At 37.9% G+C, this 21,396-nt stretch carries 18 protein-coding genes and 1 pseudogene; 18 read left to right on the forward strand and 1 reads right to left on the reverse strand.

What is annotated here, in order from left to right; translation table 11 throughout:
* Positions 1 to 178 precede the first annotated feature (178 nt).
* From ABE34_RS09585 to ABE34_RS09665, 17 genes are all read left to right on the forward strand, one after another.
* A complete protein-coding gene (locus ABE34_RS09585) occupies positions 179 to 886 on the forward strand; it encodes a lantibiotic protection ABC transporter ATP-binding protein (protein WP_197142018.1) in 708 nt (235 codons plus the stop codon).
* A gap of 1 nt (position 887) precedes the next feature.
* Positions 888 to 1,616, forward strand: a complete 729-nt coding sequence (locus ABE34_RS09590; RefSeq protein ID WP_197142020.1) for a lantibiotic immunity ABC transporter MutE/EpiE family permease subunit — start codon at positions 888 to 890, stop codon at positions 1,614 to 1,616.
* Positions 1,617 to 1,619: 3 nt separating this feature from the next.
* A complete protein-coding gene (locus ABE34_RS09595) occupies positions 1,620 to 2,375 on the forward strand; it encodes a lantibiotic immunity ABC transporter MutG family permease subunit (protein WP_197142022.1) in 756 nt (251 codons plus the stop codon).
* Between the two features lie 28 nt (positions 2,376 to 2,403).
* Positions 2,404 to 3,066, forward strand: a complete 663-nt coding sequence (locus tag ABE34_RS09600) for a response regulator transcription factor (protein ID WP_197142024.1) — start codon at positions 2,404 to 2,406, stop codon at positions 3,064 to 3,066.
* Positions 3,054 to 4,439, forward strand: coding sequence for a sensor histidine kinase (locus tag ABE34_RS09605; RefSeq protein WP_197142026.1), 1,386 nt, complete (start codon positions 3,054 to 3,056; stop codon positions 4,437 to 4,439). Before ABE34_RS09600 ends, ABE34_RS09605 begins: the two co-directional genes overlap by 13 nt.
* A 290-nt stretch (positions 4,440 to 4,729) precedes the next feature.
* Positions 4,730 to 5,101, forward strand: coding sequence for a 2-oxoglutarate ferredoxin oxidoreductase subunit beta (locus ABE34_RS09610; protein WP_206700725.1), 372 nt, complete (start codon positions 4,730 to 4,732; stop codon positions 5,099 to 5,101).
* Positions 5,102 to 5,364: 263 nt separating this feature from the next.
* Positions 5,365 to 6,621 (forward strand): ATP-grasp domain-containing protein, encoded by a 1,257-nt coding sequence (locus ABE34_RS09615; protein ID WP_197142030.1) that lies wholly within the window; start codon positions 5,365 to 5,367, stop codon positions 6,619 to 6,621.
* A 221-nt stretch (positions 6,622 to 6,842) separates the two neighbouring features.
* On the forward strand, positions 6,843 to 8,387 hold the full coding sequence (gene miaB, locus ABE34_RS09620) for a tRNA (N6-isopentenyl adenosine(37)-C2)-methylthiotransferase MiaB (RefSeq protein ID WP_197142032.1): 1,545 nt from the start codon (positions 6,843 to 6,845) through the stop codon (positions 8,385 to 8,387).
* Positions 8,388 to 8,825 carry a RicAFT regulatory complex protein RicA family protein gene (locus ABE34_RS09625; protein WP_197142034.1) on the forward strand — a complete coding sequence of 146 codons (438 nt, stop codon included), beginning with the start codon at positions 8,388 to 8,390 and terminating at the stop codon, positions 8,823 to 8,825. It begins immediately after the preceding gene.
* Between the two features lie 605 nt (positions 8,826 to 9,430).
* On the forward strand, positions 9,431 to 10,060 hold the full coding sequence (gene cotE, locus ABE34_RS09630) for an outer spore coat protein CotE (protein ID WP_346655544.1): 630 nt from the start codon (positions 9,431 to 9,433) through the stop codon (positions 10,058 to 10,060).
* 129 nt (positions 10,061 to 10,189) lie between these two features.
* Complete coding sequence (gene mutS, locus ABE34_RS09635; RefSeq protein WP_197142036.1) at positions 10,190 to 12,781, forward strand: DNA mismatch repair protein MutS; 2,592 nt, start codon at positions 10,190 to 10,192, stop codon at positions 12,779 to 12,781.
* 14 nt (positions 12,782 to 12,795) lie between these two features.
* Complete coding sequence (gene mutL / locus ABE34_RS09640; protein WP_197142038.1) at positions 12,796 to 14,667, forward strand: DNA mismatch repair endonuclease MutL; 1,872 nt, start codon at positions 12,796 to 12,798, stop codon at positions 14,665 to 14,667.
* A 177-nt stretch (positions 14,668 to 14,844) separates the two neighbouring features.
* Positions 14,845 to 16,491 (forward strand): glycerol-3-phosphate dehydrogenase/oxidase, encoded by a 1,647-nt coding sequence (locus tag ABE34_RS09645; RefSeq protein ID WP_197142040.1) that lies wholly within the window; start codon positions 14,845 to 14,847, stop codon positions 16,489 to 16,491.
* 3 nt (positions 16,492 to 16,494) lie between these two features.
* Positions 16,495 to 17,409 (forward strand): alpha/beta fold hydrolase, encoded by a 915-nt coding sequence (locus ABE34_RS09650; RefSeq protein ID WP_241747161.1) that lies wholly within the window; start codon positions 16,495 to 16,497, stop codon positions 17,407 to 17,409.
* Positions 17,396 to 18,298: a tRNA (adenosine(37)-N6)-dimethylallyltransferase MiaA gene (gene miaA, locus ABE34_RS09655; RefSeq protein ID WP_206700718.1), complete on the forward strand. Its 903-nt coding sequence runs from the start codon at positions 17,396 to 17,398 to the stop codon at positions 18,296 to 18,298. Before ABE34_RS09650 ends, miaA begins: the two co-directional genes overlap by 14 nt.
* Positions 18,299 to 18,389: 91 nt before the next feature.
* Positions 18,390 to 18,620, forward strand: a complete 231-nt coding sequence (gene hfq, locus ABE34_RS09660; protein ID WP_197142042.1) for an RNA chaperone Hfq — start codon at positions 18,390 to 18,392, stop codon at positions 18,618 to 18,620.
* Between the two features lie 90 nt (positions 18,621 to 18,710).
* Positions 18,711 to 19,013 (forward strand): rhodanese-like domain-containing protein, encoded by a 303-nt coding sequence (locus ABE34_RS09665; RefSeq protein ID WP_197142044.1) that lies wholly within the window; start codon positions 18,711 to 18,713, stop codon positions 19,011 to 19,013.
* A gap of 56 nt (positions 19,014 to 19,069) precedes the next feature.
* Here ABE34_RS09665 and ABE34_RS09670 read toward each other — a convergent pair whose 3' ends face one another.
* Complete coding sequence (locus tag ABE34_RS09670) at positions 19,070 to 19,465, reverse strand: hypothetical protein (protein WP_197142046.1); 396 nt, start codon at positions 19,463 to 19,465, stop codon at positions 19,070 to 19,072.
* Positions 19,466 to 19,758: 293 nt separating this feature from the next.
* Between ABE34_RS09670 and ABE34_RS09675 the strand changes: the two are divergent.
* Positions 19,759 to 21,034, forward strand: a pseudogene (locus tag ABE34_RS09675) (IS110 family transposase).
* Positions 21,035 to 21,396 lie beyond the last annotated feature (362 nt).

Consider the following 21,396-nt stretch of genomic DNA (forward strand, 5'->3'; position numbering starts at 1 on the left):
CAGCGAAGCGAAGCGGCTCATCGGACGCCCCCAGGAAAGCGCCCAGCCGGAACGGAAATCAACTCCTCGTTATGCCAACAAATTTGATTTTTATAGGGTTGTTCACAAAAATCTTCGCTATCCTTATAAAATCCTTATAATCATTTTTTACACTATAATCATCGAAAGGAAGATGATTATGGAAGATATTATTTTACAAACAGAAAATCTTAGTAAAAGCTTTAAGGGGCAAAAAATTGTAGAGGATCTGTCGTTAACGATACCCCGCAATACTGTTTACGGTTTACTCGGTCCAAATGGTGCTGGGAAATCAACAGCGTTAAAAATGATAACAGGGATGTTGCGTCCGAATGCTGGAAAGATACTTTTTAATGGACGTGAATGGAATCGTAATGATTTAAAAGACATTGGTGTATTAATTGAAACACCACCGCTTTATGAAAATTTAACGGCAAGAGAAAATCTCAAGGTTCGAACGATTGCTCTCGGATTGCCTGAATCGCGTATTGACGAGGTATTAAGAATTGTTGACTTGACCAATACAGGGAAAAAAAGAGCAGGACAATTTTCATTAGGGATGAAACAACGCCTAGGAATCGCAATCGCGCTATTAAACTATCCAAAGCTTTTAATTCTTGATGAGCCAACAAATGGTCTCGATCCAATCGGCATTCAAGAGCTTCGAAAATTGATTCGATCTTTTCCGGAGCAAGGGATTACGGTTATTTTATCTAGCCACATCCTGTCAGAGGTAGAACAGGTCGTTGATGAAATTGGCATCATTGCAGGAGGGAAAATAGGTTATCAGGGAGCTGCCCCACAAGGTCAGGAATTAGAATCATTATTTATGCAAGTAGTGTCTACTAATAGAAAGGCAGGCATGTAATATGATTTCAATTATGAAGGCTGAAAGATTAAAATGGAAAAAGACTTTTATTCCAAAATTAGTGTGGCTAGCACCCATTGTGGCGATAGTACTAACTGCATTATTAATGGGAGGAAGCTTTTTTCAAAAGGGTGCTTATAATTGGTGGTATACAATGCTCTTACCGGGTGCACTGACGATATGTTGTGCATTAGTGGTGGAAAAGGATGCCAAATTGAAATATCATAGTATTCTCGCAATGCCGATTGATCTGAAGAAGATTTGGTTTGGTAAAATACTTGCATGTAGTGCCTGGTTGTTATTAATTACACTTATTTTCTTTGCAGGTATTACTGCTGGTGGGATACTTTTTGGCAATAGCTATTCTTTCATAAATAGTCTGACAGGTAGTTTAGTAATTTTCGTCACGTTTTTATGGCAAATTCCACTTTGTTTATTCCTTGCGGCAAAATTAGGAACTTATGTGGCTATTTTTATAAATTTAGTTGGCAATCTTGCTGGTATGATTGCATTTGCGAATGGGGATTTTTGGTATAGTGTTCCATATGCCATTACAGCAAGACTAATATGTCCAACATTAAAGATTTTACCAAATGGTCTGCCAGTGCCTGAGGGTAGCCCGTTATTAAGCATGTCGGTTATAGTTCCAGGTATATTAATTGCTTTAGCATGGTTTGCATTAATTAGCTTCCTTACTGCACGTTGGTTTCAGAAGAGGGAGGCGAAATAGTGTATGATAATGTTAAGATTACTAAGGGCAGAGTTTCTTAAAGTAAAAAGAACGCCATTTTTACTAATTCATCTCCTTGTACCGATTATTATTTCTGGGCTGTTTTTAGCATACTATTCTTATTCACCATGGGATTTTGATTGGAAAATATCCGGTTATTTTCAGGCTCTTTCATGCGGGTTTCCAATTATTATTGGAATAGTTTGTGCAATGGCTGCGGAGCAAGAAGCTAATGCAGGACATTTTCAGGGGATGCTATCAGCTACTAAAATAAAAATAGTGGCCTATTTAAGCAAGTTGATACTGTTATTGTTATTTAGTTTTGGGGCAATATTACTGTCCTTCGGTACTTTTAGTGTTGGTTTTATTGAACTTTTGCATGAAGATACATTTGGATATCAATTTTATTTCATAGCTGGATGTATTCTATTTGTTAGCTTTGCATTTTTATATATTTTACATTTTTTTGTTAGTCTTCATTTTGGTAAAGGTGCCTCAATTGGATTAGGAATTGTGGGGTCACTAATAGTAGCCTTATTACTCACTGGATTAGGTGACGGCATTTGGTCATTTATACCTTATGGTTGGGGTGGTCACTTTGTTTCAATGTGGGCAATGAAGGCATCGGGGCTTGACCTATCAACGGTGGAAGTAGGACTACAAGAAGGTATTATTGCTTCAGTTTGTGGAACATTGCTAGCGTTAGTATTATCTTGTTTATGGTTTTGGAAATGGGAAGGAAGAAAGTCTGATAATTAGGGTATGAAGAAATGATGAGGGTAGAAATATGGCAAAAATATTAGCAGTAGATGATGAAAAAGATATTTTAATATTGATAAAAAATGCATTACTAAAAGAAAAACATTTAGTAACGGCAGTCTCTGATGCAACAGAGGTAAGTAAAATGAACCTTGGTACTTTCGATTTAATTTTATTGGATGTGATGATGCCTGAAATTGATGGATTTACTTTATGTGGCCAAATACGCCATGCTGTAGATTGTCCCATCCTTTTTTTAACGGCTAAATCATTGGAGGAAGATCTAATGTATGGTCTAGGACTTGGTGCAGATGATTATATTATCAAGCCGTTTGGAATTGGGGAGCTACGAGCAAGAGTGAATGCGCATTTGAGACGAGAAAAAAGAGAAAGACGCAGTATCCTTTTTGTAGATAACATTCACTTCAATCTTTCTGGTAAAGAGCTGTTTGTAAATGAGGAAAAGGTAATGCTGACAAAAAGCGAATATGAAATATGCGAATTTCTAGCTAGAAACCGAGGACAGGTATTTTCGAAGGAAAAGATTTATGAAACTATTTTTGGGTTTGATGGGAAGAGTGACAGTACTGCCATTACTGAGCATATTAAAAATATCCGTTCAAAGCTACATGCCTTTCATATTGACATCATAGATACTGTTTGGGGGATCGGATATAAATGGAGACAGTAAAGCCCGCTAAAGGAACACGGCTACATACTTTTTTTCTTCGATATCTCCTTTTCCTAAGTTTAGGCACCATTCTGTTAGTAGCACTGTTGATCGGTTTAACGATGTTTGCCCTTTCTACTAACATCATATTACCTGCAAATTATGCAGAAGCTCAAATTTCATCATCAAGAGATCGCATTGCGTCTAGTAGTACGGTTACAGCTGATATGATCCCAGACCTTGTTGATTACGCAGTCTTTTCTAAAGAAGGTAAACTTCTTGCAGGGAATCTTTCAGAGAAGGATGCCTTAAAAGCTTGGGATGCAATGAAAAAAGAGCAAACTCAAGGCATCGCTCAATTTTACTCGTTTATAGAGCGAGAAAATGAGATTTGTATATTGCGGTATTATATATTGCCGCAGTATCGTTCGGTTATTATGAGAAAATATTTACCCAATCCACAACTGTTAGATATTTTATTATTTATTATAGGGGTAATATCGCTAGTGACTGGACTTGCTATCCATTTTGGAAGAAATCTTAAGAAAAAAATGTTTGGCTTGCAGGAAGCGATTGAAAAAATACAAAATCAAAATTTAGATTTTACGATAAATCCCTCTGGAATCCGTGAAGTAGATGAAATATCAAATTCTCTTGAGCAGATGAGGGAGGCTTTAAACAGCTCCTTAAAACAGCAATGGGAATCGGAACAGGCACGTAGAGAACAAATATCTGCTCTTGCTCATGATCTGAAAACCCCACTTACGATTATTCGAGGGAATGCAGAGCTATTACAAGATACTGATCAAGATGATATTCAAAAACAATATAATAATTATATTTTGAAAAATACAATAGAAATAGAAAAATTCACGAAAGAGCTGATTGATTTATCGAAAATGAAAAATAATATTTTCCGTGAAAAAAAGAATGTTAAAACGGATGTATTTATGACAGAAGTAGAGCATCAAATGAGAGCTCTTTCGTTGGAAAAAAAGCTTCAAGTATTTGTCCAAAAGGAAATGCTTCCCGCACTTATATGGATCGATGAAGAGCAGTTCTATCGAGCGATGATAAATGTTATTGCTAATGCGGCAGAGCACACACCTGAAAATGGTAAGATAACATTAACTGTGCAAGGTGCTAATGATGTGATTCAATTTACCGTTACCGATAGCGGCTGTGGATTTTCTCCGAGGGATTTAAAAGAAGCTACCAAACAGTTTTATCGCGGAGATCCAAGTAGAAATGCAGGAAATCACCATGGGATGGGGCTTTATATTGCCCAATCAATTGTTCAGAGTCATAGTGGAACACTGAAAATTGACAATGATTTAGCAGCTGGTGGAGGAAAAGTGACCATAACAATCCCAAGCAATTTTTCCTTGAAGTAATTGTTTTTACTGTCACTTTGCTTCGGAAAGTTAAATAAAATTATTCAAAATGCGGGTAATTATTTTTCTGATAGAAGGATCTTTTGTTCTGCATATTTTGGTACGGAACGGAAATCAACTCTACGCTATAATGGTAAGCTAAATTAATAAATATCTTGAGAAAAGAATGACTTTGGCAAAGTTGCTAATATCATTCTTTTTGTTTTTGGAAAAAAGGAAGAAATGGGGAGCGCGTTCAGGCAATAATATTCTAAAAAATGCTACAATAAAAGAAAAAAGAAGAGGCGATGATGCACGTGGATAACGTCATTGATTTTATTGCAAAGAAAAGAGAGCGCGAAGAAAAGCAGCGCGCGCAGGATTTAGAAAAGTATGTTGCGACACAATGTAATTTCCATCAACCAGAAAATATTGATGCACTTGTTGAAGGAAACATGATTGAAGTCAAAGATCATACGTTATTTTTAGGTTTTCTCTCAATATTAAAAGATGAAAAAATTGATCCACTTGATATTTTTCAAGACGTATTTACATTAGAACCTTCCCGCTTTGAAATGTCCTACAATATGAGATGGTGGTCAGTCGTGCAGCTTGCATTTACATTTTTAGCAATTTTAAAGGAAAACGAGCCACATACATATGCAGATTTTCTTGGTTTATAAAATTAATCTAGAGTGTGTGCACGTCTTGCAAATGCTACATTAACGTGCGCATACAGAACTAGATTCCTTCTTATTCCCCTAAAATAACCCCCTTAAATACGTTGCATATTGCGAATTTTTATTCACGATTGAGTGACAACATCACGGTAGTCCAGAGCACCCGGCGGATAAAAAAGACAGACTCATAGTGTTATTAGTATTAAGTACAGGATAGAACGCATACAAATGATTAAATTCATTTTTAATATGAGAGGCGAGTAAAATTGTCAAAAACAGTTGATCAACCCTTTTTACCAGTTATTATACAATCAGGTCAATATGCATATGGGGTAGCCCGTTCCTTTTATGAGGCGTATCGTATGAAAAGTCTTGTATTAGAGCCAGCTATGAAAACAAAAGATATTCGAACGCTCCTACTAGGTGGGGCGCTAGGAATAGCGACTCAAAATAGTGGTATCCTGGATTTTCAATATGTGGACCGTTTAGATGAACCAGATTATTTTGTACAAGCTTTAATAGAAGTAGCGATGCAGTTCAAACATAAAAAATTAATTCTTCTTGTATGTGATTGTTATTATGCGGAGCTTATCATTATTAATAAACAGACACTACAACATTATTTTATTTTGCCTTATATAGATGAGGATGTAATGAAGCGGGTTCAAACAAAGGAAGAATTTTATAAGCAATGTGATTTATATAATTTAAAATATCCCAAAACGATTGTATTGACAAAGGAACATCGTGTAACAAGTGAAATACCCTTCGATTATCCAATAATAATCAAGCCATCGAATTTCGTTGAATATTCGCGTTGTTCCTTCCCTGAGAAGAAAAAAGTATTTCTTGTAAATAATGAAGAAGAGAAGCGGCATATTATTAAAAGCATTTATCGCTCTTCCTATAAAGATTCTTTAATTCTTCAAGAGTTTATTCCAGGTGATGATTCTTATATTCGGGTATTAGACGTTTACGTAGGGAAGGACAAGAGGGTTAAACTGATGTGTTTAGGGAACAAGCTCCTTGAAGATCCATCACCACAAAATATCGGAATTTCCTTGGCGATTATGACAGATTTCGATAAACAACTTATGGACAACTTGTGCTATTTTTTGGAGGGCATTGGCTATAGTGGTTTTGCAAATTTTGATATGAAACTAGATGTTCGTGACGGGGAATATAAAATATTTGAAATGAACTTACGATCAGGTGCCTCAAGCTATTACGTGACAGCAAGTGGTCATAATTTAATGCAATGTGTTGCTAATGATTATGTATTCAATGTACATCAAGAGCTAACGTATGTACAGACGAGGCATTTGTGGTCACTTATTCCAAAAAGATTGTTATTCAAAGGCTTGAAAAATATAAAACTGAAAATAGAAGCTAAGCAATTAATAAAACATGACAGGTATTCGAATGCTCTATATTTTAGAGAGGATATGAATGTAAAGCGTTGGGTAAAGCTTAAACTATATAATTTTTATTTAAATCTAAAATATAAAAAGTACTACAAATAAGTCAAGATAGGGGACCGAACACATTTAATGTGGATTCCTATTATTTTGGAGATCTAAAAGAAGCAAAGCGATGACGGAAAAATTCTGCAAACTACGTGTAATTAAGTCTAAACCGCGACATTTAGTACACAAGCCTTGTAGGATGTTGCAATTATTCAGTATAATAGTAAAACGGGATTTCAAATGTATGGAATTCGTTTGAAAGGAGTTACCTGATTGCAATGAATGAAGAACAACGCTTAGCTAATCAACAAGTCAATCAACCAAAAAAAGAAGACAAGCCTGAAAAGGATTATAGTAAATATTTTGAAACGGTCTTTACAGCACCTTCATTAAAAGATGCTAAAAAACGTGGGAAAGAAGATGTTAAGTACCATAAGGACTTTAACATTGCAGAAGAGTTTGCAGGTATGGGGACAGGGCGTACTTTCTATATTCGTACGTATGGCTGTCAAATGAATGAGCACGATACAGAAGTTATGGCTGGGATTTTTATGCAGCTAGGATATACGCCTACAGATATAATTGATGAAGCTGACGTCGTATTACTGAATACGTGTGCTATCCGTGAAAATGCAGAAAATAAAGTATTTGGAGAACTTGGCTTTCTGTTAAAATATAAACGTAAAAATCCAGAAATGTTGATTGGGGTTTGTGGCTGTATGTCACAGGAAGAATCCGTTGTCAATAAAATTTTAAGAAGTTATCCGCATGTCGATATGGTGTTTGGTACACATAATATTCACCGTTTACCGAACATTTTAAAAGAAGCATATATGTCTAAGGAAATGGTCATTGAAGTTTGGTCTAAAGAAGGCGATGTAATTGAAAATCTGCCGAAAAAACGTCTTGGCTCTATCAAAGCTTGGGTAAATATTATGTACGGCTGTGATAAATTCTGTACGTATTGTATTGTACCTTATACACGGGGTAAGGAACGTAGTCGACGTCCCGAGGAAATTATTGCTGAAGTTCGTGAACTAGCGGCTGCAGGTTATAAAGAAATTATGCTTTTAGGACAAAATGTCAACGCTTACGGTAAGGATTTTGAGGATATCGAATATCGACTAGGTGATTTGATGGATGAATTACGAAAGATCGATATCCCACGTATTCGATTTACAACGAGTCATCCACGTGACTTCGATGATCATTTAATTGAAGTACTTGCAAAACGTGGTAACTTAGTGGAGCATATTCACTTACCAGTACAATCTGGTTCAAATGATGTGCTAAAAATTATGGCGCGTAAATATACACGTGAGCATTTCCTTGGATTAGTAGCGAAAATTAAAGCGTCTATTCCGGAAGTAACACTAACGACTGATATTATTGTAGGTTATCCTAACGAAACTGAAGAACAATTTGAGGAGACATTATCCTTGTACCGTGAAGTAGGTTTTGAAATGGCCTTTACTTATATTTATTCTCCTCGTGAGGGTACACCTGCTGCCAAAATGGTGGATAATGTACCTGAAGAAGTGAAAAAAGAACGTCTTCACCGATTAAATGCGGTTGTAGGGGAATACTCTCGCAAAGCATTAGAGAGCTTGAAGGGTGAAATAGTAGAAGTATTAGTCGAAGGAACGAGTAAAAAACGTGATGATGTTTTAGCTGGCTACACGCGTAAAAACCGTCTTGTAAACTTTAAAGCCCCAGCAGATCTAATTGGTCAATTAGTGAAAGTAAAAATAGTTGAAGCTACTTCATATTCACTGAGTGGTGAATTCGTAGAAGTAGTAAAAAATGAAAAGGTGGAAGCGTAAATGACACAAGTATTATATACAAAAGAAGATTTAATCAAGAAGTCACATGAAATTGCGCATATGATTGCTAATACGCCAGAAGTTGAATTTTTCAAAAAGGCAGAAGCACAAATTAATGAAAACCAACAAGTACGTGAGCGTATTGCAAGTTTAAAAAGCCTACAAAAGCAAGCTGTTAATTTCCAACACTTAGGAAAAGAAAAAGCGCTTAAATTAATTGAAGATAAAATCGAAAAAATCGAAGAAGAAATTAACGCAATCCCAGTAGTTCAACAATTTAAAGAATCTCAAGGGGATGTAAATGATTTATTACAACTAGTGTCAAACACAATTGCAAACAATGTTACAAATGAGATTGTTCGTTCAACGGGTGGGGATTTACTTCGTGGAGAAACTGGCTCATACGTAGCAAATACAAAACCAGGCAGCTGCTCATAAAAATAATAGAAGAAATAGTGGGTGGGACAAAACTGGTCAAAACCTTAAAAAGCGTGAGAAATCAATTTAGAAACGTTGATTTCTCACGTTTTTTGATGTTTAAAATTTTGCCTTGAAAATATGCTTATGTCATAAGCGACGCAAATTGTTAGTGCGATCAGATTTGAAGGTAGATGTCGATATTTTTCGAAAGTTGGTCGATAAATCGATAAAGTTGGTCGATAAACAATCAAAAATTCTTGATAAACAATCAAAAGTTCTCGATAAATCTCGAAAGTGCAGCGACAGCAACAAATACGCCAAAGCTTTTTCAGACAACATACTATAAAATAAAGATAAAGCCTCCGGCGGATGTCACGGATTTTTAAAGGAATGAATAAAGGATTTTAGTCTAAAATCTTTGCATCCTGTGAAAACGGCTAACTGACCTGCAACGGTAATAACGCCACGTCCTGTGGCATTACTGAAATGACCGACGTCGTGTCGGCCGGGGCACAATCCAACAGACATCCGGACTCAATTACGCCAAGGCGAAATTAATCAGTAGCAATTCGATTCTATAAAAATATATGTTCACCCAATAGGCGCAACCTGCATATGATGGAGTGAAAAGAGTCGAAGGAGGAATTGCGCTGAAACGTTTACGACAAATCGTGACGAGAGCAGTAGTTGCCAAGGGGAAGAAGAGAACAGAAGAACGTGTAACATTATGTCCATCAAATAAGCCGACAAGCATTCTCGGTTGCTGGGTTATTAATCATACTTGCTCCGCGAAAAAGGTCGGTAAATTTGTAGAAGTATCAGGGAAGTTTGATGTCAATGTATGGTATGCCTATAGTAATCATTCGAAAACAGCAGTGTTTTCTGAAACGGTGCACTATAAAGACAAAGTGAAGCTTTCATTTAGAGATGGCGAAGTAAGTGTTGGTGATGATGTACGTGTACGTGTCATTCAAGAGCCAAACTGCATAGAGGCAATCATTTCTCCATGCGGAACGAAATTTGAAATCTTAGTAGAACGTGAAGTCGTTGTAGAGGTAATGGGAGAAACGACGATTTGTATTAGTGTACATCCACTAGATTTCGAAGAGGAATGGAACTTTGATGATGAGAGCTCATCTTCGTCTTCATCTAGTTCGAGCTCAAGTTCAAGCTCATCTTCTTCGTCTAGCTCTAGTGGAGAAGGCAGGTATGTTTTAGAGTCTTCATCGTTTCCTGATGAACGACAAAGATAATAATAAAGACCATATTTCTTTTATACATGCGAAGCGCTAGCATCTTAAAAAAAGGTGATTGAAGCGTTTCGCATGTATCTTTTGTTATAATAAAAATATCTATATGATTAGAGCGAGGGAATTTTTAAAATGACAACATATACACCAATGATGCAACAATATTTGCAGGTAAAGGAAGATTACAAGGATGCCTTTTTATTTTTTAGATTAGGCGACTTTTACGAGATGTTTTTTGAGGATGCTATTAATGCCTCACAACTTTTAGAAATTACATTAACGAGTCGAGATGCTGGTGCAAAAGAGCGAATTCCAATGTGTGGTGTTCCACATCATTCGGCAAAAAATTATATTGAAACACTTGTGCAAAAGGGCTATAAGGTTGCAGTTTGTGAGCAAACAGAAGATCCAAAGCAAGCAAAAGGTGTAGTGAAGCGTGAAGTCGTACAACTTATTACACCGGGTACGATCATGGAAGGTAAGTCGCTTGATGGTAAATCCAATCATTTTATTGGTGCTGCGGAGCAATTTGATGATACGACATTTGGCTACGCTTATTTAGACTTATCTACAGGTGAAGCGGTAGCCTCCTCGATTGAGGGCGACGGTAAAGCACTTTTAATGCAAATGCAGGCATACGGTATTCGTGAATTAATTGTCACGGAAAATTTGCAACTGCTATTAGCAGAGCACGCAGTCAATGTCGGTATCGTCCTTTCTATTGAAACAGATGAAATGACGTTGGCTAAAGCTGCACATTATGTAGAAGCGGTGCCGAATGATTTACAAATTGCCTGCCTTCGTTTACTTCATTATATCGATAAAACGCAAATGCGTTCATTATCACATATTCAAGCATTTACCTACAATGAAATGAAAAACTATTTACGTATTGACTCTAGCTCTAAGCGTAATTTAGAGCTTATTCAATCGATTCGCGGCGGCGATCAAAAGGGCACGCTTTTATGGTTGTTAGATGACACCGTGACTGCAATGGGGGGACGAAAATTAAAGCAATGGTTACACCAACCTCTTGCCTCACGCTCTGCCATTGAAGCGAGACTAGCGAATGTCACAGATTTGTTGGAGGAGTATTTTGTAAGAACAGAGCTTCAAGCCTCTTTAAAACAAGTATACGATTTAGAGCGTTTAGCTGGACGTGTAGCTTTCGGTAATGTAGGTGGACGTGATTTAGCGCAGCTACGTGATTCATTGCGTCAAGTACCTGTAATTCAGCAGCAATTACTTGGTGCTAATAAGGAAACATTGCAAAAGCTAGGTGCAGCACTTGATACGTGTGAGGATGTAGAGGCACTTTTAGCTCGTGCAATTACGGACAACCCACCAATTACGATTAAAGAGGGTGACGTTATTCGCGATGGCTATAATGAGCGTTTAGACGAGCTACGCTATGCCTCACGGAATGGGAAAGATTGGATCGCACAGCTAGAGCAAGAGGAACGGGCGAAAACAGGCATTAAAAACTTAAAAATCGGCTACAATCGAATTTTCGGTTATTATATTGAAATTACAAAATCTAATATCCATTTAGCGGATTTAACTCGCTATGAACGTAAGCAAACTTTGGCAAATGCTGAACGTTATATTACACAAGAGCTTAAGGAAAAAGAAGCATTAATTTTAAATGCGGAGGAAGAAAGTTTAACGTTAGAATATAATTTGTTTGTGGAAATACGTGATGAATTAAAGGCGTTTATTCCACGTGTACAAGCATTAGCGGCAAGTATTAGTGAGCTGGATGTGCTAGTAAGTTTTGCGAGTGTTTCAGAGAAATATCGTTTTACGAAGCCTGAGTTTCATGAAGGGCGTGCGCTAGAAATTATTGAAGGGCGCCATCCAGTTGTTGAGAAAATGCTGAATAAGCAGATGTATGTACCAAACGATTGTGTTCTTGAGGATAATAACAATATGATGCTGATTACAGGTCCGAATATGTCCGGTAAAAGTACGTATATGCGTCAAGTTGCACTAATTGTTGTGATGGCACAAATGGGCTGTTATGTGCCTGCTGAAAAAGCTAGATTACCAATTACAGATCAGATTTTTACACGCATCGGTGCGGCAGATGATTTAGCAGCGGGACAATCAACCTTTATGGTGGAGATGTTAGAATCTCAGCACGCCATTACGCATGCTACAAAAAATAGTTTAATGCTGTTTGATGAAATTGGTCGAGGGACATCTACTTATGATGGCATGAGTCTTGCTCAATCAATGATGGAATACATCCATGATAAAATTGGAGCAAACACACTATTCTCGACTCACTATCACGAATTAACGGCACTTGAAAAGGAACTTCCGCGACTGCAAAATGTACATGTATCTGCTACTGAAAAAAATGGTACAGTTGTCTTTTTGCATAAAGTGAAAAAGGGGGCTGCCGATAAATCTTACGGGATTCATGTAGCACAGCTTGCCCAATTGCCAGAGGAAATTTTAGCAAGAGCACAAGTACTGCTTGAAAACTTCGAGGCAGGACGCGAGGCTGGACAAGAAGCCGGAAACGAAGTAGCCGAGGTACAGGAAGTTGAAGAAAAGCCAATGCAAATGTCCCTGTTTACAGAAGAAGAACCGATCTCTCCTGCAGAATCTGAGGTGCTTAAAAACCTAGAAAAGGTAAATATTCTAGGCACTTCACCAATGCAAGCGATGAATATTTTATATGAATTACAGCAACAACTAGTAAATGCAAAAAAGTAAAGGAGTGATGCGCTATGGGAAAAATACAAATTATGGACGAGTGGCTGTCCAATAAAATCGCGGCAGGGGAAGTAGTAGAAAGACCGGCCTCTGTCGTTAAAGAGCTTGTTGAAAATGCCATTGATGCAGGAAGTACGTCCATTGATGTTTTTTTACTAGAAGCGGGCCTCACTTCAATTCAGGTCATTGATAATGGGAGTGGTATGGATGAAGAGGATGCATTAATATCATTCTCTCGCCATGCGACAAGTAAAATTCATCAGGAGCATGATTTATTTCGAATTCGTACACTTGGCTTCCGTGGTGAGGCATTAGCTTCCATTGCATCAGTGTCAAAAATGACACTTATTACATCGAATGGTGAATCAGGAACGTATTTAGAGCTTGAAGGTGGGCATATCGCCACACATAAACCAGGCCCATTGCGTAAGGGAACAGATCTTACAATAGCACAGCTATTTTTCAATACACCCGCAAGGTTAAAATATATGAAAACAATACAGACCGAGCTTGGGCATACAATTGATCTAATGAACCGCCTTGCACTTGGAAATCCACAAATTGCGTTTAGATTGCTGCATAACGGCCAGCAATTGTTACAAACAAATGGACGAGGGGATGTTCAGCAAGTATTAGCGGCCATTTACGGTGTGCATAATGCTAAAAAAATGGTGGCATTCAGTGGAGAATCGCAGGATTATAAAATTTCTGGCTTTGTAACATTACCTGAGGTGACTCGTGCCTCGAAAAACTATATGTCGTTATTTGTGAATGGTCGCTGGGTGAAGCATTATTTAATACAAAAAGCGATTGTAGATGCTTATCATACGTATTTGCCCATTGAACGTTTTCCGATTGTAGCGCTCTTTATAGAGGGAGATCCTTATTTAACAGATGTCAATGTTCATCCTGCCAAGCATCAAATACGTTTAAGTAAGGAACCTGAGCTTCTTAAGCTAATTGAAGAAACGATACGAGAGAAAATCCGCCATGTTATTCGAGTACCGCAAATGGAAAAGAAGGAGAAAGTGGCAAAGTCTGAGACCGAGCAGCTAAATATTTGGAAACCTGCACCAAAGCTTAATGTGGAGAAAATGAATGCTATTGTAGAAAAGCTTTATGATGTACAAACGGTTCAAGAATCCAACAAATTAGATCCGATAGTGCCACAATCTGAATCTGTCCCTACTGTCATTGAAGATAGCTGGCAACCGACACCAGTGATGGAAGTGAACCGTCCTGAAGAAGAAGTGAAGCTAGAAGAGCCAATGGAAGTTTTGGAGGATGAGCCTACGAAAGAACCATTCCCTGTACTTGAAGTGGTAGGGCAAATTCACGGCACGTATATTGTTGCGCAAATGGAGGATGGCTTTTATTTAATTGATCAGCACGCAGCTCAGGAGCGTATTAAATATGAATTTTTCCGTGAAAAGGTCGGTCAGGTGAATCCAAATGAGCGTCAGGCTTTATTGCTGCCATTGACTTTCCATTATGCTGCTGACGAAGCTCTTATTTTAAGAGAAAATCGACAGGAGTTAGAAGCTGTAGGCGTATTTTTAGAGGAATTTGGTCAGGCATCATTTGTCGTGAGAGAGCATCCAAGCTGGTTCCCTAAAGGGGAAGAACAGGAAATTATTGAGGACTTAATTGAACAAGTGCTGACAACTAAAAAAGCGGACGTCAAAAAATTACGTGAGGCGGCAGCGATTATGATGAGCTGTAAAAAGTCGATAAAGGCCAATTATTATTTAACGAAAGAGCAAATGGAAGTGTTATTGCGAGATTTACGCAATGCCGACAATCCATTTACATGCCCACACGGACGTCCAGTACTTATTCATTTTACTTCTTATGAAGTTGAAAAAATGTTTAAACGGGTAATGTAATTGGAACGATGTTGAGCAACATCTAATCTGCGCTGCATAAAAGGAATTTTTTAGGTAAAGCCTATTTCAAATGAATGTAGAATTTCTATGCCTAAAGGTATTGCTAGTTTAATCAGGTTAGCATACGCAGCAAAAGTTACACGTATTTTCAATTTATAGCAAATGGGGGAGAAAGATATGTTTTCATTTGAACATCGTCCTAAAATTATGCATTTTTTAGAACAATATAGCTTTGACGTTTTAGTCATTGGTGGCGGCATTACTGGTGCTGGCATAGCACTTGATGCAGCATCGAGGGGGTTATCAGTCGCCTTGATTGAGAAGCAGGATTTTTCTGCTGGTACATCAAGCCGTTCAACAAAGCTTATTCATGGTGGACTTCGTTATTTAAAGCAACTTGATGTAGGTGTAGTAGCGGAGGTTGGGCGTGAGCGTGAAATTGTATATGACAATGCTGTTCACGTTACAACGCCTGAAAAAATGCTACTACCATTATATAAAAAGGGCTCACTTGGACCATTGTCAACATCATTGGCATTGAAGGTCTATGATCGATTAGCAGGTGTTAAAAAGCATGAACGTAGAACGATGTTAAACGCCCAGGAAACGGCAGCGCTAGAGCCTTTACTCAATCAAGATGAGCTTATTGGTGGTGGCTATTACGTTGAATATCGTACAGATGATGCCCGTCTAACTATTGAAGTGTTGAAAAAAGCTGTGGAATATGGGGCGCTTTGTTTAAATTATGCGGAAATGACAGGGTTTTTATATGAGAAGAAAAAGCTTGTTGGGGCACAAGTGACGGATCATGTTACAGGGAAAACGATCGAAGTGCATGCTGCGCAAATCGTCAATGCAACTGGTCCTTGGGTAGATGAAGTCCGTCAAAAGGATAAAGTAGTAGACAAAAAGCAATTACGTCTCACAAAAGGGGTCCATATTGTCCTTGATCAAAAGGATTTTCCATTACAGCAAGCCGTGTACTTTGATATAGTGGATGGGCGTATGGCCTTTGCAATTCCACGTGATGGTAAAACGTATGTAGGAACAACAGATACAGTTTACGAGGGAGACCCTACACATCCGGTCGCTACCCAAGAGGACGTTGATTATTTAATTGTAGCTGCAAAAACAGTGTTTCCAACTGCAAATATTTCAAGAGATACGGTTGAATCATCGTGGGCAGGTGTGCGTCCACTTATTTATGAAAAAGGCAAGGATCCATCCGAAATTTCACGCAAAGATGAGATATGGACGGCTCCAAGTGGGCTAATAACAATTGCTGGTGGTAAACTAACGGGCTACCGTCAAATGGCAGAAACAATCGTTGATAAAATTGTGAAGATCCATAAATATAAGCACGCAAGTCCATGTGTAACACGTGAGTTATCTCTTTCCGGTGCAAAGGGCATTAATGCCATTAATTTCTCTGATTATAGTTCTTATAAAGCTAAAGAGGGCGTTCAGTATGGCCTTAATTATGATGAAGCAAAACAGCTTGTACAAAAATATGGGACAAATGTTGACGCATTATATAACCAGGTAAAATATTTACATGAGCACGGAAGTACGATGCCTTTAGTTTTACATGCCATGTTACTTTATGGCATAGAAGCGGAAATGGTGTATACGCCAAGTGATTTCTTTATTCGTCGAACAGGCTTATTATACTTCGATATTGATGCAGTAAAACGTTATAAACAGCAGGTCATTCAAGTTATGCAACAACATTTTCACTATACAGAGTCACAAAGAAATACTTATGTAGCTCAATTAGAGCAAGCTATTTTAGATGCGACAAATTTTGCAGAGGAAGGAGTGTAAGCAATGCGTTATATTGAAATGTCAGACGGCCATTTTTTGTTTACTCGAACATTAAAGCCATCGAAGCCATGTATTGGTCATATTCATATATTGCATGGTATGGCGGAGCATAGTGGACGTTATGTTACATTTGCCAATAGCCTAAACGAAGCGGGATATGCAGTGACAATGCATGATCATCGAGGGCATGGAGAAACAGCAGCCTATAATGGCACATTAGGGTTTTTTGCTGAACAAAATGGGTTTGATCGTGTCGTAGAGGATGCGCATGAAGTAGTAACATTTTTGCATGAACAATTTGCAGGGGTACCTTTAATTATATTTGGTCATAGTATGGGATCGTTCATTACTAGAAGATATATACAATTGTATAGCGATCAAGTGGATCATGTGATTCTATGTGGAACAGGGAATGTTACAGCATTGCATACGATGGGGAATTTAGTTTCAAAAGTATTAGCCAAACAGCTTGGTAAAGAGACAGAAAGCAAGCTATTAAATAAGCTGAGCTTTGGTAGCTTTAATAAACAGTTCCCCAATTCGAAGACTGCTTATGATTGGTTATGTTCAGTAGAGGACGAAGTGGAAAAATATATAGATGATCCGTATTGTGGCTTTATCCCAACAAATCAATTTTTTGTCGATTTAACAACAGGTTTCAGGTCGTTAAATCGTAAAAGTGAAATAGCAAAGGTAAAGAAAGACTTACCGATATTATTGATAAGTGGTAGCAAAGATCCAGTAGGAGAACAAGGTCAAGGTGTATACGCTGTTGCAGAACAATTTACAGAAGCAGGCATACAGGACGTGACGGTCTACTTATTTGAGGATAAGCGCCATGAAATCCTAAACGAGGATAATCGAGAGGCAGTCTATCAAGTTTTATTACGGTGGTTAGAAAAATATGATACAAGATAAAATACAACAGGCAGAGGTCGTAGCAATCGTAGGACCTACAGCATCTGGGAAAACAGCACTAAGTATTGAGTTAGCGAAAAAATATAATGGAGAAATCATCAACGGTGACTCCATGCAAATCTATCGAGATTTAGATATTGGTACAGCTAAAATTACGGAAGAAGAGATGGAGGGTGTACCCCATCACTTACTAAGCTTCAAAGAGCCAACAGAGTCCTTTTCAGTAGCAGACTATCAAAAATTAGTGCGAGCTAAAATTGCGGAAATTCAAACGCGTGGCAAGCTGCCGATTATTGTAGGGGGCTCAGGTTTATATGTGCAGGCAGTACTCTTTGATTTTCAATTTACAGAGGAGCAGGTAGATGAGGTGGCACGGAAAGCCTATTATGAAGAGCTGGAAAAATTAGGTCCAGAGGCGATGCATGCTAAGCTGAAAAAACTTGATCCACAAACAGCGGAGACTATTCATCCAAATAATACTCGCCGTGTCATACGTGCGTTAGAGATGATGGAGCTTAGTGGCGTTTCAAAGGCATCCGAAGCACAAAATCGTGGAGAGGTTCCGCTGTACAATCATGTGATTTTAGGGCTCGGGCAAAATATGTCACGTGAAGTGCTCTATGATCGTATTAACCGTCGTGTTGATATAATGATGGAAAAAGGACTTTTAGAAGAAGTAAAGGGCTTATGGCAGAAAAATATTCGTGGTGTGCAATCAATCCAAGCAATCGGCTACAAAGAATTATATGATTACTTAGATGGTAAATGCTCTTTAGAAGTAGCCATTGACAGCTTAAAGCAAAATTCTCGCCGCTATGCGAAAAGACAGCTAACATATTTCCGTAACAAAATGGATGTATATTTTGTTAATAATGAAGAAAAACTTTGAATAATTTCTAAAAATTACTAATTGCCAAATTGGCAGAACATGCTACTATAGGAATGGAGAGGTAGAAAGAGAGTATAGGGAGGCATATTTGATGAAATCAATTAACTTGCAAGATACATTCTTAAACCATTTACGTAAAAATAATGTTTTTGTAACTGTGTTTTTGTTAAACGGATTTCAGTTAAAAGGAACTGTGAAATCCTATGATAATTTTACAGTATTATTACTAGATGCTGATAGCAAACAACACCTTATTTACAAACATGCTATTTCTACATTTGTTCCAGCAAAGCAAGTGGATTTTTTAGAGACAGATAACTAGAGTAAAACAGTTAGTGTTCTTGACACTAGCTGTTTTTTTGCCTTCAGGCTATAATGTAAGAGGAAATTGACATTTTGGAGGACTACACAAATGAAATCTATGGATACAACAGAAATAGTAGAACTATTAGATGCAAACGAAGATCTATTCATTATTGATGTTCGTGAAGAGGATGAGGTAGCTCAGGGTATGATTCCTGGTGCTCAGCACATTGCTCTTGGGACAATCCCTGAGCGCTTAGAAGAGTTAGATGCTTCTAAGCCATACATTATCGTTTGCAAGGCAGGCGGACGTTCAGCAAATGCCTGTGCATATCTAGAAGCTCAAGGCTATGACGTAACAAACCTTGAAGGCGGCATGCTTGCTTATGATGGAGAGTTAGAATTTAAATAATGACATATTAAAAAAAGAAAGAGCCTTTCATTATTCGCTCTTTCTTTTTTTCTTGCTTATTTTTTTAGCGAGTCTATGATAAGGCTAAAATTTTTTTCGAAATGATTGTATGGATTTTCATTTTTTAGCTCACGAATCTTTATGTTATAACAGGCAAAGTTTAAACCGGCACCGTAAATTTGTAACGCACCATTCGCAAGATCTCCTTTCTGAAGAAGTTCTATACCTTCCATTAAGAAGTTTTCGCTCTCATCGAAGTGACATTCAGTAATGTTTTTATTCCCATTGTAAAATAACTTAAGGTTTTCAATGATTTTATTCGCTGTATCTTCACTTATTGAAGCGTCTACATTGATTAATAATTGGTTTATTGGTTTTACTAGCTGGGCATATAGGCTATCATAATTTTCACATGTTTCAGCAATGGCGTTTCTTAGCTCTTTTGTATCCATCGTCTCTTCTCCTACCTTTTTAATTTTGTCCTGCCTAAGATTTTATTAACTCTCAAACGTGGCGAGCATGCCAGTTTTCAATGATTTTTATTGTTTTGGCACTTATCAAAAGATAACATCTAGCATTAATATTATTATGTATGAATATTCAGAAATATGTTACAATTAAATTCGTTATGGAGCATTCCTGGTTAGAAGGATTTTCAGGGGCTTGAAAAAGAAAAAGTCCTCTTGTATGATGCATGAGTGTCAACGCCTAAATTGACCCATTATCACACAGGAGAACCCCATTTATGAATTCTATTACGAACCAAAAGATTAATCAAGTTACTGAAAAAACGCTCGTCATTGGTATCGACATTGCCAAGCGTACACATTACGCATGCGCGGTTGATGAGAGAGGACGCGTGCTCCAAAAATCGTTCCCTTTCTCTCAATCAAGGGAAGGTTTCGATGCTTTTTATGAAAGATTACTTGTTTTACGTGCTGCACATGAAAAAAGCGAAGTGTTAGTCGGTTTCGAGCCGACTGGTCATTATTGGATGAATCTCGCTGCTTATCTTAGTGCACACGGGATTCCATTTGTCATGGTTAATCCTCATCATGTCAATCGTTCAAAAGAATTGGATGACAATCTTCAAACGAAAAATGATCAAAAGGATGCCCTTGTCATTGCACGCTTATTGCGTGATGGGCGTTTCAGCTATCCGCGCCTTCTAGAAAACGTAGAAGCTGAATTACGAAACGGTGCAACGTTACGGTCCAAAATCCAAGAAGATCTAAATGCCTTACAAAATCGTATCATTCGTTGGATTGATCGTTTCTTTCCGGAATTTACGATGGTGTTCAAAGACTTCGGAAAAATGGCTTATGCGGCGCTTGAAATGACGCCACTACCAAGCGATATTCAAGGGAAGGCACCCGAGGAACTATTATTTTTATATCGCCAAGTCGAAGGTATGAAATCGCCTCAGCTACCAAAAGCGAAACAATTAGTTGAGGTAGCACAGCATTCCATTGGACTGACAGAGGGACTCGTGATGGCACGAATAGAAATCGCCACACTTCTCACACAGTACAAATTGATGCAAAGCCAACTAGTAACATTAACAGAACAGCTAACCGAAATAGCGAAAGAAATGACGGACTATGAGTACTTAAATTCCGTCCCAGGCATAAGCGACGTAACGATTGTCGAGCTACTTTCAGAAGTCGGTTCACTCACACACTATGAACATCCACGCCAATTAATCAAACTAGCGGGACTCACATTGCGTGAAAACTCTTCTGGGCAACGCAAAGGACAAAAACGGATATCCAAGCGAGGAAGAAGAAAGTTACGGGCTCTGTTATTTCGAGTCATGATGCCGTTACTTCGTCACAACGAAGCTTTTAAGAAATTACATGAATATTACTACACTCACTATCAATCCCCTTCGAAAGAAGCAATCGATTGTCGTACTGTGTGGAAAGTTACTGAAGATTTTACACACTTTGTGCAAGAAGAGAGTGTATTTTGATGTGAATCACATGATAAAAGATATTTATTGTCTCGTAGAGGCAGCCTAGCAACATCAAAGCTCGACCTACAACAAAAGGATGACACGGAGAAGCCGGCATTATTTATTCCATCCGACTTTGAGTCCCTAAAGGAGCATCGCCAGCCTCTGCCTTATGAATAGACCGAACGAAGGAATGTAATGCGCAAGGACGCCAAGAGACATGGGAGGGTACGTCATCATAAGCATCGCAGAGATCCATTAGTGCATCATATAATGGAATTTAAAGTTAATTTTGATGAATTAGCTTTAGCAAAGCGTACTCACCAAATGACAATGTATTGAAAAACTAGAAAACATTATATGTAATATTGGTGAAAAAATATTTTTCACCACTTTAAAAACGGGTCAAACCGTTGATATATCAACATT

Source organism: Lysinibacillus sphaericus, from assembly GCF_015844675.1.
In the GTDB taxonomy this organism is placed as follows: Bacteria; Bacillota; Bacilli; order Bacillales_A; family Planococcaceae; genus Lysinibacillus; species Lysinibacillus sphaericus_E.

What these genes read in the sequence shown, in the direction of transcription:
- ABE34_RS09585 (WP_197142018.1), top strand. Translation starts at nt 179, where the DNA reads ATGGAAGATATTATTTTACAAACAGAAAATCTTAGTAAAAGCTTTAAG.
- ABE34_RS09590 (WP_197142020.1), top strand. Translation starts at nt 888, where the DNA reads ATGATTTCAATTATGAAGGCTGAAAGATTAAAATGGAAAAAGACTTTT.
- ABE34_RS09595 (WP_197142022.1), top strand. Translation starts at nt 1,620, where the DNA reads ATGATAATGTTAAGATTACTAAGGGCAGAGTTTCTTAAAGTAAAAAGA.
- ABE34_RS09600 (WP_197142024.1), top strand. Translation starts at nt 2,404, where the DNA reads ATGGCAAAAATATTAGCAGTAGATGATGAAAAAGATATTTTAATATTG.
- ABE34_RS09605 (WP_197142026.1), top strand. Translation starts at nt 3,054, where the DNA reads ATGGAGACAGTAAAGCCCGCTAAAGGAACACGGCTACATACTTTTTTT.
- ABE34_RS09610 (WP_206700725.1), top strand. Translation starts at nt 4,730, where the DNA reads ATGCACGTGGATAACGTCATTGATTTTATTGCAAAGAAAAGAGAGCGC.
- miaB (WP_197142032.1), top strand. Translation starts at nt 6,843, where the DNA reads ATGAATGAAGAACAACGCTTAGCTAATCAACAAGTCAATCAACCAAAA.
- ABE34_RS09625 (WP_197142034.1), top strand. Translation starts at nt 8,388, where the DNA reads ATGACACAAGTATTATATACAAAAGAAGATTTAATCAAGAAGTCACAT.
- mutS (WP_197142036.1), top strand. Translation starts at nt 10,190, where the DNA reads ATGACAACATATACACCAATGATGCAACAATATTTGCAGGTAAAGGAA.
- mutL (WP_197142038.1), top strand. Translation starts at nt 12,796, where the DNA reads ATGGGAAAAATACAAATTATGGACGAGTGGCTGTCCAATAAAATCGCG.
- ABE34_RS09645 (WP_197142040.1), top strand. Translation starts at nt 14,845, where the DNA reads ATGTTTTCATTTGAACATCGTCCTAAAATTATGCATTTTTTAGAACAA.
- ABE34_RS09650 (WP_241747161.1), top strand. Translation starts at nt 16,495, where the DNA reads ATGCGTTATATTGAAATGTCAGACGGCCATTTTTTGTTTACTCGAACA.
- miaA (WP_206700718.1), top strand. Translation starts at nt 17,396, where the DNA reads ATGATACAAGATAAAATACAACAGGCAGAGGTCGTAGCAATCGTAGGA.
- hfq (WP_197142042.1), top strand. Translation starts at nt 18,390, where the DNA reads ATGAAATCAATTAACTTGCAAGATACATTCTTAAACCATTTACGTAAA.
- ABE34_RS09665 (WP_197142044.1), top strand. Translation starts at nt 18,711, where the DNA reads ATGAAATCTATGGATACAACAGAAATAGTAGAACTATTAGATGCAAAC.
- ABE34_RS09670 (WP_197142046.1), bottom strand. Translation starts at nt 19,465, where the DNA reads ATGGATACAAAAGAGCTAAGAAACGCCATTGCTGAAACATGTGAAAAT.